We start from the raw sequence: 16,210 nt of genomic DNA, 5'->3' as shown, positions 1-16,210 counted from the left end.
AAACTATAATTTGATTAATAAATTTTATTTATGAGTTCATTATGCAATTGCCAATGGCTTACGATAAGACTCGCCTGTCGCCAACATCGCCCAAATTGTACGTGCATTTTTATTGGCTAATGCTACTGCCGTTTTGTTAAAACCAATACGAAGCTTTTTCTCTATTACCCACTGGCTTTTTTTATCCTTTTTGTTCCCGCATGTTTTTATGACTGTGCGTGCGCCATGAATCAGCAATGTCCTTATATAACGATCTCCTCTTTTTGTGATAGAGCCTAAAACAATCTTGTTGCCACTGGAATTCTGTCGAGGCACTAAACCCAGCCAGGCAGCTACCTCTCTGCCATTTTTAAAAACAGTGGGATCACCAATTGTAGCTACTATTGCCGAGGCTGTTATAGGTCCAATGCCTTCTATGCTTTGAATTGCTACACAGCGGGGATCAGTTTTTGCTTGTTCACGTATCTCTTTATCGTAGTACTTGGCCTGCTCATCATAAAGTTTAAGTTGTTCGTGTAACTGTAAAAATATTTTCTTTGAACATGAGCTTATCTTATCTTCATTAGCATCTAGTATTTCAGGTAGTTGCACAAGACGCTGAATACCTTGAGCAATAATAATTCCATATTCTGCTAAAAAACCACGAATTTGATTCGCTTGAGCGGTTCTTTGTTTGACCGCAAGCTCTTTAGCTCGGTGGAGTAATAATACATCCTGTTGTGTCATATTCTTTATTGGTACAAAACGCATTGTCGGCCGTGTTACAGCCTCCGATATTGCCTCAGCATCCTTTGCATCATTTTTATTGGACTTTACATAAGGTTTTACAAATTGTGGTGACATCATTTTTACTGTATGGCCCATTTCAACAAATAATCGAGACCAATAATGAGCTCCTCCACAGGCTTCAACGCCAACAAGACAGGGTGATAAATTTGCCATAAATTCAACTAGTTTTTCACGACTCAATCGTTTACGCAAAACACCTTTTCCATTACTGTCTGTACCATGAAGCTGGAAAACATTTTTTGCTAAATCTATTCCTAATACTTTAATATTATTCATTATGGATCCTCCACTTTTTTGAATGAAACTAAACACTCTCATTCTGGCTCTTTATGAAGCCTCGTTAAAGTGGCAGGGTCCATACTATTACGTCAGTACTCACCTTGGCGAGTTGGAGGGGTAATAATTGTATTCCAATCCATAGTATCTCCTTTTATTTTAAGGTTTTATTATTTGACTTATACTTTTCTAGGGAACTCAGAATTTCAAGACCAACTTTATATTGATCTCAATATTTTGAGATTTTAAGGTGCTCTAACTTTACTATTTAAATAATTATCTCTATTTTAAATTCACTTCTTAAACGGTACAGAACTATATGACTCTAATTTGTTGGGATTTTTTGCAGATCTAATAATAATTTCATTATTAATTGGAGAAATTTGATCTCCTGGATTGAGTTTTAAATATGAACTAGCGCCATTTTTATTAATAGTCTTTTTTATCCATTGGTTCTCTGCAGAGTATATTTCAAGCTCATCATCACTCGAATTTATGATCGGGTAATCACTATTATTAAGCATTATCTTGCTTTCTTCCGTAATTTTCATAACTGTTGGGGTAGGTTGAACTATATTCAAATTAGTCACACCTTCTATGGTTTCATTATTTTGAAGAAATATTTGTAGAGAAAGGTTAAAAATTCCTGCGTCTGATGGAGGTAAAACTATGGTAGGATATAATTCATTTGCTGTGAATTTTTTTCTTTCACTGTAAGCTATTTGCCATATGACCTTGGTTATTTCCGTTGAATCAATATGTTCAACTGAATCAAATGTTAATTGAATTTTCTGGCCAGGAAATAAATTAATTTTTGGAATCACGCTATTTTTTTTAATAAATTTTGTTTCATAAGTTGGCACCAAATTAAACAAACATACAATAAGATAGACAATAGTGCCAATCGTCCAAGCTATACAACCCCGATTTGCCCAATCCCATAATTTGCTCATTAAAATCAATATAGTTATTTCTTAATTTAAAATTTGTAACATAAAAAATTAAGATATTAAACTATCAAAAATAAAATCTGTAATCTGTACTTTCGTGGTGTTTCTGCACGCTTGCAGAAAGTTCACTTTATAAACAACTAAATAATTATCACTAAGGTATACCCTTATTAGATGGCTACGAAATAACATAAACCCCATCATATAAATTGATTTTTCATTTTTTGATAGCTGCTTATCACAAAGATTAGACTCCATTGATAGGTAATGAAAAAGCCGCTTTTATAGATTATTAGGCTACTTACGAACCTTTCTGCAATCTTGCAGAAAGGTCAAAGTGCACCCAAAACATTTTTTTGAATATTCCATAGCTACTAATTACCTTTCTATATAGGGAGGCATAGATTTAGGTAATAATGATGGTTTTGTTGTATTAACATAATCGGTTTGTAATTCATCTACTTTTACCAGCAACTTACTATTACCCATTTTAGAAAATAAGATTTTACAACTATCCAAAAAATTAAACGTATTAATTCGGATATTAAGTAATTCTCGTTTTACTCGAATTTGATTTTGATAAATCTGTGTTCTAGGGCGTGAATAATCAATTTCTCGAGGCCCTATACATTCTCTTTCAACAAGCTTCTTATATTTCTGAGTTATTTGGCAACGATAAAAATCATTTAAAACATTTTCTAAGGAATAAATATTCGGGATTTCCTTTTCTCCAGATAGTAAGCATTTAAGTAATTTTTCAAAATTATAATTAAATGAGTTAAATTCAGAACCTATTGAATACATTAAACAATCCTTAATCATTTGTTCTATGTTAGGAGCAAATTTTCTTATTGTTTGTCGAGCAAAATTAATTCGTGCAGAGAAATCATAAATTTTAAAGTATTTAATATCAAAATTTTCCGCTACATATTTATAAGGTGCTTCCTCTGGTATTGCTATTTCAGGATATTGAGTAACATTAATTATTCCCATTTCGTTAAAATAATAAGGAGTTAAATTAAATGTGACCTTTCTGCAAGATTGCAGAAAGGTCACGTTTTACATAGACAACTACAAATTCCTGCGCGTCACGCGCGGAATATTTTTTGCGAACAAGCCTCACCGTAACATGCAAACCGGACTATCAGATGTTGATGATTCGGAAAGGGCTTCGTGCAACGGCGGTTCTTGCCCAAATCAAGCGACTGCAGGCCTTGTGGCAGGGCCTGCATGATGGCTACAAGTTCTGCGCCGGATTTGGTGCCGAGGTTATTCCCGCACAAATCGAGCGACTGCAGGCCTTGTGGCAGTGCCTGCATGATGGCTACAAGTTCAGCACCGGATTTGGTGCGGAGGTCATTCCAGCTCAAATCGAGCGACTGCAGGCCTTGTGGCAGTGCCTGCATGATGGCTACAAGTTCAGCACCGGATTTGGTGCGGAGGTCATTCCAGCTCAAATCGAGCTGGGAAGTACCCGGGGAGAGCTCTTCCAACGATGCAATAATATTCTCTTGCGTTTTATTATTAAGATTAAGTCTCATGTCTCACTCCTAGGCCCCAAGCTCATTTAAGCACTCATCACTCAGCACAGAACCGTTTGATGAGGGTGAACTAGAAGAAAAATCTATTTGGCGATCCTGATTAGGTGACAGGGCAAGATCTACCGGACATTTTTTAGGCATAATCATTTTCTCAGCTTAAAATATCTTTATATAGAGACTCAGAACTAAGGAACAAAGGTCAGAAAAAACTTCGGAGCTCCTCTCATCGAGCCTGCGGTCATTCTTTAGGAGCTCTTGAACTGCTAAAAAATAAGTAATGATTATGAAAGGAATAAATTAAATAAAAATTAAAATTGATTCTTGATTTTTTATAGTTGCTATGAAATTACTACTTTAGAGGCCTAACAAGCACTCTTCAGAAAAAGAGAGCGCCATGAACCATACCACCCATCTCTAGCTCCTCTCCGCTTTTGTGCTAGCAGATTCAACGCATTCCTTACGGATTCATCTACGGTTGCCCGCGGCTAGATTGTCCCTGAAGCTTCGTGACCTTGCAGCAAAAAAATATTGAGTCATTATTTTAACCGCAACCTATTGATTATATTATGACTACTGGCTAACCTTGCTGCCCTTTATAGGAGCAGGCTTACTAATGACACCAGCCAAAGAATTACCCATCATCATTGAAAAATCACAGGAAGAAGTTGAGCAGATCGTTGCATTGGTGCACTCATCAAACTTACCTGAGAGAACAAAACCTTTTGTGATTGGCTGCATTAACCTTGCCTCATGGATACCTAAAGCGTTGGTCGAGCACAAAGTAACGATATCAAATTTAAAACGCCTTATTTTTGGCAAGGGTGCTAAAACCACTCGAAAGCTCTACCGCATTCCCCCGGGTATTCTTGTTAATATCAAAGGCCACAATCTGGCTTCGGTAAATAAGTATTGGATTGAGAAATTACGCTGTGCGTTATGCAATGAAGTATTCCCTGCGACTATCCCCAAACAGGTCTGTAAAGAAAAATATCATCCAAGCTTCAAAGCCATGTTAGCCCTGCAAAAGTATTATATGGCCATGCCCTTTCATCGCCAGGATTATTTCCAATCACTGCTTGGTTTTCCTATTGCAGCATCGACTCAATGGCAGTTGATGGAAGAACTAGCCTCTTGTGTGTTATTGGTATTTCCCACATTAGAGAAAATAGCCGCTAATGGTTCATTGATTCACAATGATGATACGGTTGTTCGCATCGTTGATGTCATCCGCAACAACAGACAAAATCCAGGGCAAAAGAGAACAGGCATGTATACCACAGGCATTCTTGCCCAAAATGGTACCCATAAAATTGCCTTATTTTATAACAGCAAACGCCATTCAGGGGAAAACATGGCGCGTTTGCTGAATAAGCGAGATAAGAATAAAGGACAAGTTATTCAGATGTGTGATGCACTGAGTCATAACCTTCCAGCAAACCACCGCACCATTGTTTGCAACTGTTTATCACATGGTTTTCGTAAATTTGAAGAGCTGCTCGCCTTTTACCCCGAGCACTGCCAAACTCTCATGAAGTACTTATCGACTCCGTTTCAGGTTGATGAGAAATCCAAGCAATTAGGCCACAATGAGCAGCAGCGTTTGCTTTATCACCAAACACATAGCCAGCTGTCTATGTTGAAAGCCAAAGCCTATATGGAAGACTTGCTCTCTACCAAGCAAATTGAGCCCAACGAATCCTTAGGCAAAGCGATTAATTACATGCTCAAGCACTGGGACAAGCTTACTCGCTTTTTATCCGTCTCTGGTGCGCCTGTCCATAACAACAATATGGAGCAGGGATTAAAAATTCCTATCCGAGGACGTAACAACTGGTTGTTTTATAAAACTGAATACGGCGCAATGGTAGGTGGTGTTTTGACCAGTATTATTTATACCTGTGAATTAGCTAATGTTAACCCCTTTGAATACTTGGTTGCACTGCAAGTATATAAAGATCACATTGTTAAAGAGCCTACAGCCTGGCTTCCCTGGAGCTATGCGAACACGACGGCTTTGTTGGAATCATCTATGGCAGCTTAAGCAACACAACGCCAATCTTCTGGTAGGTTTGCTTTAATAGGATGGCCTTGGGCAAGCAATATCACTAACTCACTGGAACGCAATTGAACTGAAGGAGTTTCCCCTGTGGGCCACCAGGACAGTTTTCCTCGACTAAACCGTTTTAAACAGAGCCAGAATCCATTCGCATCATAGACCAACAGCTTTACTGCGGTTCGGTTACGATTGGTAAAGACAAATACGGTACCACTGAATGGGTCATCAAGCAGCTTTTGTCGGCATAGCGCTTTTAGAGTATCGATGCCTTTCCTGAAGTCAACCGGCTCAACTGCAAGTAATAACTGATGTTGTGGGGTAATCTGCAGCATCGTTAGCCCATGAAGTCCAGCATCAGCTTTGATGCCATTTGCATAGGTACTGCATTGATTTTCAGTATACTGCCACAAGGACGATGAACTTCAACACTACAGACCTTATCATTATTAGAGAGAACGTCTAAGCCAAGTTGCTTTACCTCGACAAACTGCATGCATCCATTCTCTTGAGGCTCTAATTTTTTCCTGATTTGGATGGGGCTGAGTCCTAAATGAATACCGATTTTTGAAGGCGTATAATCAGACAATAGTTCTTTAACTTGCTCCCATAACTCATCAGGGATATATCCACGCTTTGTTCGGGTTGCTCGCCACTGTTTAAACGCTTGTTTGACTGAGTCTAGTTTATCTATGCCACTTTTCATAAGGCCACTTCTTAAAATCATAGAGGCTATAGGTTAAATAACAGAGATGTCTTTAGTCACGCAGCTCCGCCGCAAACTCAGAATTAAATGAAATATACGCAGCAATACGAGAAGGAGCGACCGACAAGTAATCTATGAATAATTTTACTGAATCAGAGCAATGATGATTAATCGCTATGTCAATAAATAAACTAAATATTCTTTTACTTTCCCATCCATCAATCCCATCAAAATGAATAAATTTCTTTTTCAGGTAATACTCCATCATCTGCAAAGAATATTGTGTTTTATGGTGATTATCATATTTAAAAAGCAAAAAAAATATTTCATGTATATTTTGATATATAGATAACATATTTTTAAATTTAAAATTCTTTTGTATTTTAGATAAATTCTCAGCATATTCATAAATCATTAAATTAGCAGGATCTTTACTCACACTAAAATCATATAAATAATTAATTAAATCATCTACTTTTCCCTCTGATATATTTATAGCTACTAATTCGATTGCCTTCTTTCTTTTGTCTAAGTATCTACGCAAAGATAAATTTTTATTTATTATAGGTCTCTCAGAAAGAATGCTAGGGGTAATTTTAGTGATCTCTTGATAATTTGGACGCGTGGGAAACCTTGTATAAACCTTATTAATTAAAAGATCCTCATCAAAAATCTCTGCCGCTAAAGATAAAATAAAACCCATTGAATCAATAGAGGAAAAAGGACTACCAAAATTATTATTATTTGGTTGCCCCCAAGTAGGATAAGCAGTACCTATATTATTACCATGAAGACTTATGCATATCTTTATAGCAGAGGTATCATCGCCGGTTAAAGCATATCCCGTAATTATATTTTTACTTGTTTCTTCGTTATCAGTTTTTTCTAATGCTTCATTTATTAGCGCGACAATTTCTGAGGTGGAGAATTGTTTGGGAAACAATGTCTTCCATAGATAGCCAGATTTATAATATACCTCTAAATTTTTAGTTATTTTTGCTGCTTTTGATTTAAATATACTCATCGGCAACTTGAGCAAAATAACTCCATTTTGTAACTCTTTAGCAAAATACCAATCATTATGTAAATTTGGATCGTAAAACCTGCCATGAACAATCTGATTAAGTTTTTTTTTAAAAGACAACCAACCATTTACTGTATGAAGCCCTCCGGCAAGGCGGATAATCTCCTTACTTGAACCGTTATTTTTAATCTTTTGAGAAGTAAAATCCCCTAAAATAATATGTTGTAAAGCTTTTTTGGTAAGCACATAATTTTTTTGCGGGCCTAAAAAATATTCTCCCTTTTTATTTGGTAAAACCTGATATTTATTCATGTAAATCCTTTTTCTATAACCCGTATTTTTATTTTAAATTTTCTTTTCAAGTTTATTGTTTTAATTTTAGTCTTATTATAATAATTAGGGAAAATTTTGTACTCTTACGTCACGTAATAAAAGGATTTATCTGGTTTTACAATAGGTTAAATGGCTAAATACAGATACCTATAACCACGATGAGCTTAGGAGATGACTTAAGAGTAAATGGCGCTAATAAACTAAACTCCATCAAACATACATTGAGACATTAAGGAGCAAACTACATTGGAGCGAACATCTGCCTCCTCTGTAAGTAGGCACAAGTTCGATAATTTTTATCGCTGCCTTAAAATCTAACTATGATTAATGAAATGTGTTATCGAGCTGATTCATTATAAGGTTTTGAGATCCAAAGCCCCAGCTTATACGTTCACAAACCCTTCGTTTTTAGGAAGCTTTTTAGTCAATATTATTTAAATCGCAGGGAAATAGATACCATTAGAATGGCTCTCTTAATAACTAAGCTTTTTACAATTTCAAAGATCGTGTATAGAAAAAATTTCTAAAACCAATAAAAAAAATATCGCTAAACGGTGAATCTTTAAGTTGATCCATATGCGCATCAATAACACTATCAAGCATCTGGTAAATGCTATCATATACTCTCCATAATCCATCCTCTACAAAAACAATCGTAAGAACTGCGTTTTTAAAATCATAAGATTTTTTGATTTTCTTGTTTATAGAGTCCTCTACTAAGAATTTTAGATTTAAATTTACCAAATCCTCATCCTTATGCGATTGGCTGGGAGTAAACAATACCTGTCTTTTGCCTGATGCTTTTGTTTTATTATTAGTAAATGGTTTATCATACGCTGGAGCTTCCTCATATTTTATGAGATGCTGATTTAGAAGCTCTGCCTTTGCACCATCTATAGCACTCGTACACTCAATGTGCCTCAACGTTTTATTTTTATTATCTATTAATAAGCCATCAAAAGAAAAATTCGCTCCAAAATAAGTAAAATGGGAATAATTTAAGTGCTGAGCGACTCGTACAATGGGTACAATTTCAAAGAAGAAATTCCTTATATTTGGTAGTCCGTCATAAGATACAAAAGGATTAAGCTCCTTTTTTATGGAGTTAATAAATCTCAATCCATATTTAGAGGTATAAATCTTTTTAGACTTAAGTTTTGCACATAGTTGTTCATATTGAACTAAATCGAGACCCATAAAATTTTCCTAACTATTAAATACCGTTAAGAGATAACAGATTATTAAACTGAAAATAACTCCTCAATTGTAGATTGAATCTCATCTTGGCTTGGCTTGGCATAACGAAAAATTTCCTTTATTGACACATTACCACTAATTTCCTGTGCAAAGTGAACGCCGTGTTTATCAGTAACCCTCTTTAAAAAAGTATGTCTTAATTTGTGTGGAGTAAATGCAAATCTTTCATGGTCAGGTAAAAAAGCCAAAGCTTGTTTTAATACTCGCTGGCAAATCCGATACACATCCAAGGTCTTAAGACGTGCTCCATAGCGACTCACAAATAATGGCTCTTCTGGCTCAGGGCTTCGCTCTTTAAGATAACTTTCGAGTACTCCCCTCGCCTCTTGCGGCAATGGGATTTTATTTGAAATTCGCTTTGACTTATGTCGCATGACCTGATGTAGTCCCTTGCTATGGTATTGATAAACATCTAGCGAAACTAATTCTGACTCACGAAGACCTGTACTCAACAAAGTATAAAAAATAGCTGTTTCCATTAATGGATTTTGATTTTTACGAGTACAACTTTTAAGCCTCTGCTCACAAGCTGATTTTAAGCGCATCAATTGTTTGGAGGTAAGGCCATTCCAATCTGGCGAATCCGTTTGCAAATCTTTAACTTGGGCTAGCGGATCTCCTGCTAGTAATGGGTGTTGTTTATGTAACCAACGACCCACATGACGAATCGTTGCCATTGTGCGATTGACCGAAGTCGCTTTATAAGGTTTTCCTGTTTTTTCCGAAACTGTTTGGCAAAGTTGTCGTTGAAATTGTTTGCTTACCGCTGGCGTCCAACTATCAACCAAGTCATGTCCAACTTCTATTTGAAAGAAATTTACAAATTTAGACAAATCCTTCATTTTCGCTTGTTCCGTTTTTTCAGGTGCCCCTTTCACATGCACTGAGTAATAATAGGACAACCAAGCTGAAAGCGAATTGGTGTCAAAATGTACAGCCAAAGGATGATTAATCTTATCTATCACAAACATTTGAGTTTTTTCATTTTCAATCATTTTTCGCGCTCAATGAATTCAAGGGATCATTAAATGGCATTTTAAGCGATTTTGTTACTTTGTGAAAGATAAGGTACGTTATCTATCGCAAATTAAATTTATAGCTGAGTATGTCCAATTGACATACGCACGCAATCCAAAACTTAAAAATTAAACATATCTACTTACCATTCATCAATGTTCCTGAGAATTTATCTGTTTTTTAGCATGGGTTTAGTTCTCAAAATGCGTAGCTAATGAAACCACTGCTTAATATTTAAGCAATACAATAAAGTTAGTACTTTACTATTTACGGGAACATTAATTATGAAAGCGAAATTAGATAGTTATCTTAAAACACTCAACAAAAATCAAAATCCACCTCCAATATCAGTCAGCGGCCAGCCTGTTGCAAGGTGGAGAGAACGTGTAGAGGTTTTTGAAGATTTTATGAAAAATTTTGATAATTATAGAAAAGAAATCAAAGTACAACGTTACAACGCGCCCGTAGCTAAACCAGCAATATCATTGATGGATAACAAGCCTACTATTAATTTTGAGACATTCGGGGCAATTGATGGTGGTAATCTTGCAATAGAAAAGGCGGCTTTTGCCAAATCAAAACCCATTATGCTGATTGCTGCGAATGCTGAGCATATTGGTGGTTCTCTATATCGAACAGAAAAAACAGGCGATGCCCAAGAGGAACAAGCTGGAGACACTTATGCTGGCCCCCTTGCACTTGCAAGTATTCCTGGTATTGCACATTCTATAAGTGATAAGGGGGATATTCATTATTCACAAGCATATCATGATTTTCTGTTGCAAAGAGGTGCTATTGATGTTTCTAATGTGCCTGGTCCTAATGGTAAAAAATGTGATCAGATACTAGTGGCTGCCCCAGATTTAAAATACCAAAAGGAGTGTTTTGTAAAAGGCACATTTCAAGCCCAAGCCTATGCTGAGCAAGTCTTAACTATGTATCGAAATGTTTTCGCAGCTATTGCTAATAAAGATCCTAACCAACCTATTATATTTACATTGCCAGGATCAGGGGTTTATTTGGGTTATGAGGCCAACGTTAAAGAGCAGGCGATAAAAATTCAAGGCTTGTGTTTAAAACAAGTAATGAATGAAAATCAGTCATTAGCAGATCGCAAATTTTATTTGCCTTATGGGAATAATGCCCCAGTGTTTAAAGTAGCAAAGGGAGAAGTAGATCCCAGTACATTAACTGCAGAAAAACAAATCGTAAGTAACGCCTTAATAAATATTGAAAAACAACATCAGCTAAAAACTCCTAAATTACCTCTCCCCTCAGATTCTCATAAAAAAATGGCTCTTATGATGGTTGCGCCCAAAACTCCTGATAAAACAGTAGCTATTATGCTTAAAGACGCTGCAATAAATTGCCTTCAGATGAGAAATGAAAATATTGAACCGTCCATTGGTAAGAAGGATGGCAAAACCAATCTACTGTTGAATTTTGCTAGCAAAGAAGAAGCAGAGTTCATGTCTAAGCGACTCCTCTCTATGAAAGTTGGTAGTAATACAAGACCTGGTGAGGGTAAAGACATTCTTGAAGATAACAAAATTATAATAACAGAAAAGGATGCGGTAATTATTGAGCAACATCATCAAGCAATCAAAGAAAAAATTAACTTTCTTCAAGGCGTTGTGAGCGGGGCTAACATTAGTCCTTCTGTTGATAAGAAGACAGGAAAAACGAATTTGGTGTTATCGTTTAGCAACAATGATAAAGCTGAACAAATGAGCACCCAGTTTTTTAATATGGGGATTAGCTCTAGTACGACTGGGAATAAGAAAGCAGTGGTTGATAATAAAATTGTATTAACGCAAGATGATGTAACAGCTATCCAGCAACAATACAATAAAATTAAGCACGAAAGTACCTTTCTACAAGGTATTGCGAAGGGGATTGCAACCATCGTTCCATCGATCGATAAGAATGTTGCAGGTCAAACAAATGCCCTTGTTGTTTTCAAAACAAAGAATGAAGCACAACTATTTACAGCAGATTTAGCTAAGAAAGGGATTGTATCAAAAACCACTGGCCAAGCTAAAACAGTTCAACCAGGAAATGGAGTGATATTAACGCCCACTGATTGCGCAAGATATGAACAGAAAATGAATGCAAAGTTACAAATGTGTTTGAGTTAAACCTAGAAAAAGCAGTTGAGTCCAAGACTTAACTGCTTTCTCCTGGATAACTGGAAATTAATTTGCCCACAGGCTATTCATTTAGCACATCAATGCAATAAGCTCTACTGAGCCCGAAGTTACGAACATGTTGAATCGAAATAAACCATTTTAACTTGTATACAGAATCCATTTTGTATGATTTGTGATAAAAGAGGTACGTTATCAATCTCAAATAACGACTCTACGGCTGCAGATAGATTTTTTTTACATCCCTCGGTTGATTAAAAAATAACAGCCTATCGCGGACTACGCGCCTCGGCTTTCAGCCTTCCATGGCGCGCAGCAAATGAGGTTCAGCAAAGCTCACCCATAGTTAATTGCAAAATTAGGGTAAGCATTTCGGGTTTGTACAGTGGTTAGTTCAATGCTTTTATCTACTTATAGCATTGTAATTGTAAAAAATGTCTTTCTGGGTAGGCCTCCTTTTTTCACGCTTTAATGCTTTAATTAGATGTTTTGCTGCTAAAATCTCTCTTCGTTTAGCATCTAATTGTTCTTGTATTTGCTCTTGCTTTCTAGTTGTAATACGCTGCATTTCTTCTAAACGTCTATTTTCATGCAAGGCATCACTTAACTGTTCTTCTACTCCTTTTTTATCTTCCTTTAATTCTCTTAGATATTCATAATTACTAATTAGCTTATGTTCAATGTCTTGTAACGAGTGAAGAATAAAATTTCCTAAAGGGTAGCTTTGATTAGAAAGATAATTTAGAGAATCATAATGAACCTCTAATTCTTTAGCTAAACATTGCAATTGCGCCAGAGCTTGTTCCAATTCATCGCTATTTATTACGAATTTAAAATTTAGTAAACCATTTTTTCCGCTTGAATAGTTTTCCCACCATTCATAAAGATACTTTATAGCCGTGTTACGATTGGTATTAGCTTTCGAACATATTTCTTTTATATCAGGGATTTCTTTTTGGCCATTTTGCTTGAAAAGATCATTGATTAGTTCAATAGTGTGAAATTTATTATCCTTTTTCATATCAGACTCCTTCTACTTTTATATTAAAACAGTAGTTACTGCATCTAAATAATAATTGTTCAATACTATCTTCGTTTCAGTCCTTTGTGTTCAAATTACTTAGCCAGCGCTTCCTCCGATAATAATATGGCTTGTAACTTTTTTCCTCTTTTAAACTTATTACTGAAATTTAAAGAGGAGTAGCGATGAAAACTAGCAACTTCCCCTATCTTTATAATTGTTTCTCTGTAAAAACGATTATTTAAAATATTCAACCACATTGTTTTTTATTCATTTTAAGCCCCATGTTGATGAATTAAATATATTTTCATCACTAAATGACAACATTGTCAATAGTTGGTGGCATTTATTTGTTTTTTGTGGTGACGGCAATGTCAATCTATTGTTGACTTTAAATGGCTTTAATGTTTAACTTTAATTGTCACTAAAAGACAAAAGGATATAAAATGAATAAATTAAAAATAACCCTTATTGCATCAGCTTTGTGGACAAGCGTTGTCTCAGCAGCCCCCTCTTGCGATGGGCTTATAATCAGATTAAGAAATAATCTTCTTGATGATTTGTTAATGACAACAAATAACTTAACTGGAGCAGCCATCCAGCCTAAATTTTTTGAAAAATTAAAGGGTAAATCGGAGCAAATACTTACAATTAATGGTACTAGTGAAGAAGTGCCAATGGCAGGTGAGATTGTCCTTTATACAATTACTTTACCCAGCAGGGTCATTAAAATTCAGTATACTTTAGAAAATAAATTAGCTTATTGTGAGCATACTGATAAATCGATTCAAAGCGATTATATTGTGCAAAAAAATCGTAACATTGGCGAAGTTCAGTATTCTATAAATAACTAAGGATTCCTGGGGCTGAATTCGTCTGGGGTTTAGTCTCTTGCACCCTAAAAGTATGTGCCATATGTTTCGTCTTGAATATGATTGATTTATCATAAGTTATTTGTTAATGGGAGAACCTAATATGCTGATTTATCAAGAAAAAGAGAATGATAAAATCCAACTACGTATTCGACTTCATACATCTGTTCTAAAAGAGATCGAGGATTATTGCAGTTGGGCAAAAATTTCATATAAAGATTATTTTATCCAACGCGCTTGCGAGTATATTTTTACTCACGATGAAGATTGGATCAACTATAAAAATCATAAAGAAGAATGATGGCTACCAGCTGTATCCACTTAACAATACATGACGTAAAAATAGTTTAGGAAAACAGATGCAGCGGGCTCTGTCGAGTCATAATCGAACTCAGTTTAGCTCAAAGTTAAGTTGACGATGCCGTCCTCACAACCGAAAACGCACGCCAAGATCTAACCAATTGATTTATAATGAATTAAAAAATATATAAATGAGCTAAATAGCAATGTTTGATAAATAAAAATGCGCGTTAATGAGTCGTATTGAATTTAAATAGCACCGGTTTTTACCTTAGCGTACGTTTTCGGTTGTGAGGACTTCAAACCCCAATATTGATGGGGATTTTTATCTAAAAACAAATTATTGACTATAAAGTATCGTGCGGATTGATTTAAAGTAGCTTCTTTGACTGTATTAACATGAGCAACCTCCGCAAATAATAGGCTACATGGATTTTTTATGGTAACAAAAATCATAATCAGTAAAATTATGAATAATAGGTTAAGCACATCCTGTATAAATTTTCTCTCACGTCACCAAACAATGATTAAAGAACAGAGGAGAACCTCTAGGCAAGGAACATAGATTGGTTGTCTGTCTATAGCAAATGCCATTGCAAACGCACTAAATAACAGCAGTAAAAACACTGAGAATTCAAGATAAATTTTGCAATTTGCTAGAGGAAGCATGTCGATCCATCAACATTTGAAGTACGGCTATTGTATCCAAAGTAAACGCAGTCACAAGGCAAAAATAAAAATTATAACCTCTTCGCTCCCATTAAGAATGACGAGTACCGTTGCACTCCTAATAGGCATGGTTCTGAGTCAGATTTCACGCTCTTTAAAATTGGTTTATGCCCAGTACTAATGACTGTATTTTTAGGGGCATGATTGCTTCGTTCATTCTTCTTTTCTAATTCTGCCAAACGTGCAAACAATTGATCGATATGACGCTCTTTAAGTGGCTTAAACAGAACACTGACCATACCCAATTCGAAGCATTGCTCAATGAGCGGGTAATTAATAAATTCAGTCATGGCAATCACAGGTGGCAAAATTAAGGCGCGGGTTTTAAATACGTCTTTGATTGTCATGAACGCCTGGATACCGCCTAATTTGGGTAAGCCCAAATCCATAAAAATGCAATCGTAGGATTTTGGGCAGGCTTTCTGTAGAGCTGTTAGCCCGTCGCTGACTATATCAATCTGACTAGGGTGGCGATTGAGTAGTAGCTCGATGATTATTTGTGATTCAAGCTCGTCTTCTACCAGTAAAATACGTTTAATTGATTTTGACATCTCATTCTCTCTCTTACAAATTTTGGACAATAGGAATCCACGAGTAGTGGCCCCCTCTTTTTCATTCTTTGCTTAAAACGAAAGGTTAGATTGTGCGAATAACGTGAATCACGACTCCCAAAATCTTGAAGTCCGCATCTTCAGAGACCTCTATTGGGGAAAAAAGAGGGTTTGCTGGCAACAGATAAATTTGCTCTGCCCGAATCGATAAAAATTTAACAGTGAGTTCGCCATTAACCACAGCAATGATGATTTGCCCGCTTTTCCCTGGCTGGCTACTATCAACAATTAACATATCGCCTGATTTAATTCCGGCATCAATCATGGAATCGCCGTTTGCATTAACCGCAAAGGTTTTACTCGGCTTTTTAACCAGAAATTCTTGTAAATTAATTCCCTCTTCGATAGAGTCATCAGTCGGTGTAGGATAGCCCGCAGCGACTTTGCTTGAATAGAGTGGCATTGTATGATGGTAATCGCGATCGCGTACTGCGAGCACCGCATCTATTTTGGAAAGTGGTACCCTGACCAGTTTTACTCCTTCGCTCTTGGGTCGCCCAGAACCCTCACGACGCCCTCCATGTGAATTTGTCATTGTTGTCCTCTTGATAATCATTTATGTATTTCAAGACATCCTCTTTCAT

At 36.1% G+C, this 16,210-nt stretch carries 17 protein-coding genes; 4 read left to right on the top strand and 13 right to left on the bottom strand.

The features are described 5' to 3' along the window. Positions 1–39: 39 nt before the first annotated feature. The 5 genes from BN1094_RS05305 to BN1094_RS20195 form a co-directional block, all read right to left on the bottom strand. Positions 40–1,065 carry an IS110 family RNA-guided transposase gene (locus BN1094_RS05305; RefSeq protein ID WP_043872911.1) on the bottom strand — a complete coding sequence of 342 codons (1,026 nt, stop codon included), beginning with the start codon at positions 1,063–1,065 and terminating at the stop codon, positions 40–42. 293 nt (positions 1,066–1,358) lie between these two features. Further along, positions 1,359–2,018, bottom strand: coding sequence for a hypothetical protein (locus tag BN1094_RS05300; RefSeq protein ID WP_043873263.1), 660 nt, complete (start codon positions 2,016–2,018; stop codon positions 1,359–1,361). A gap of 375 nt (positions 2,019–2,393) precedes the next feature. Beyond that, entirely contained in the window at positions 2,394–3,008 is a 615-nt protein-coding gene (locus BN1094_RS05295) for a hypothetical protein (protein WP_141650424.1), read from the bottom strand. 95 nt (positions 3,009–3,103) lie between these two features. After that, positions 3,104–3,556, bottom strand: coding sequence for a hypothetical protein (locus BN1094_RS05290; RefSeq protein ID WP_052403144.1), 453 nt, complete (start codon positions 3,554–3,556; stop codon positions 3,104–3,106). A 9-nt stretch (positions 3,557–3,565) separates the two neighbouring features. Beyond that, entirely contained in the window at positions 3,566–3,697 is a 132-nt protein-coding gene (locus BN1094_RS20195; RefSeq protein ID WP_281175044.1) for a hypothetical protein, read from the bottom strand. Between the two features lie 472 nt (positions 3,698–4,169). Here BN1094_RS20195 and BN1094_RS18755 point away from each other — a divergent pair, with 472 nt between their 5' ends. Next, positions 4,170–5,597 carry an IS66 family transposase gene (locus tag BN1094_RS18755; RefSeq protein ID WP_052403143.1) on the top strand — a complete coding sequence of 476 codons (1,428 nt, stop codon included), beginning with the start codon at positions 4,170–4,172 and terminating at the stop codon, positions 5,595–5,597. On the opposite strand, the gene tnpB is transcribed toward BN1094_RS18755, so the two are convergent. The 5 genes from tnpB to BN1094_RS05260 form a co-directional block, all read right to left on the bottom strand. Then, positions 5,594–5,944 (bottom strand): IS66 family insertion sequence element accessory protein TnpB, encoded by a 351-nt coding sequence (tnpB, locus tag BN1094_RS05280; RefSeq protein ID WP_043873261.1) that lies wholly within the window; start codon positions 5,942–5,944, stop codon positions 5,594–5,596. The genes BN1094_RS18755 and tnpB overlap by 4 nt on opposite strands. Positions 5,945–5,946: 2 nt before the next feature. Then, complete coding sequence (locus BN1094_RS20070) at positions 5,947–6,315, bottom strand: SIR2 family protein (RefSeq protein WP_245614184.1); 369 nt, start codon at positions 6,313–6,315, stop codon at positions 5,947–5,949. 52 nt (positions 6,316–6,367) lie between these two features. Then, on the bottom strand, positions 6,368–7,651 hold the full coding sequence (locus tag BN1094_RS05270; protein WP_043873260.1) for an EndoU domain-containing protein: 1,284 nt from the start codon (positions 7,649–7,651) through the stop codon (positions 6,368–6,370). Positions 7,652–8,161: 510 nt separating this feature from the next. Further along, the gene (locus BN1094_RS05265; RefSeq protein WP_043873259.1) at positions 8,162–8,869 is read right to left on the bottom strand and encodes a hypothetical protein; all 708 of its coding nucleotides are present in this window, start codon (positions 8,867–8,869) and stop codon (positions 8,162–8,164) included. Positions 8,870–8,913: 44 nt separating this feature from the next. After that, positions 8,914–9,924, bottom strand: coding sequence for a tyrosine-type recombinase/integrase (locus tag BN1094_RS05260; protein ID WP_043873258.1), 1,011 nt, complete (start codon positions 9,922–9,924; stop codon positions 8,914–8,916). A gap of 306 nt (positions 9,925–10,230) precedes the next feature. On the opposite strand from BN1094_RS05260, the gene BN1094_RS05255 reads away from it, so the two are divergent. Further along, complete coding sequence (locus BN1094_RS05255) at positions 10,231–12,084, top strand: hypothetical protein (RefSeq protein ID WP_043873257.1); 1,854 nt, start codon at positions 10,231–10,233, stop codon at positions 12,082–12,084. A gap of 412 nt (positions 12,085–12,496) precedes the next feature. On the opposite strand, the gene BN1094_RS05250 is transcribed toward BN1094_RS05255, so the two are convergent. Next, the gene (locus tag BN1094_RS05250; protein WP_043873256.1) at positions 12,497–13,114 is read right to left on the bottom strand and encodes a hypothetical protein; all 618 of its coding nucleotides are present in this window, start codon (positions 13,112–13,114) and stop codon (positions 12,497–12,499) included. Between the two features lie 446 nt (positions 13,115–13,560). Between BN1094_RS05250 and BN1094_RS05245 the strand changes: the two genes are divergently transcribed. Continuing rightward, positions 13,561–13,968: a hypothetical protein gene (locus BN1094_RS05245; protein ID WP_043873255.1), complete on the top strand. Its 408-nt coding sequence runs from the start codon at positions 13,561–13,563 to the stop codon at positions 13,966–13,968. Between the two features lie 121 nt (positions 13,969–14,089). Beyond that, a complete protein-coding gene (locus BN1094_RS05240; protein ID WP_043873254.1) occupies positions 14,090–14,287 on the top strand; it encodes a hypothetical protein in 198 nt (65 codons plus the stop codon). 739 nt (positions 14,288–15,026) lie between these two features. Here the strand turns inward: BN1094_RS05240 and BN1094_RS05230 are convergent. Both BN1094_RS05230 and BN1094_RS05225 read right to left on the bottom strand, forming a co-directional pair. Then, positions 15,027–15,566, bottom strand: coding sequence for a response regulator (locus BN1094_RS05230; RefSeq protein ID WP_043873252.1), 540 nt, complete (start codon positions 15,564–15,566; stop codon positions 15,027–15,029). Positions 15,567–15,651: 85 nt separating this feature from the next. Next, the gene (locus BN1094_RS05225; protein WP_043873251.1) at positions 15,652–16,161 is read right to left on the bottom strand and encodes a LexA family protein; all 510 of its coding nucleotides are present in this window, start codon (positions 16,159–16,161) and stop codon (positions 15,652–15,654) included. Positions 16,162–16,210: the final 49 nt, after the last annotated feature.

Origin of the sequence: Legionella massiliensis (assembly GCF_000756815.1) — a bacterium.
GTDB lineage: Bacteria > Pseudomonadota > Gammaproteobacteria > Legionellales > Legionellaceae > Tatlockia > Tatlockia massiliensis.
Note: the sequence above shows the minus strand (reverse complement) of the source record. Positions and strands in the feature narration are given on the sequence as shown.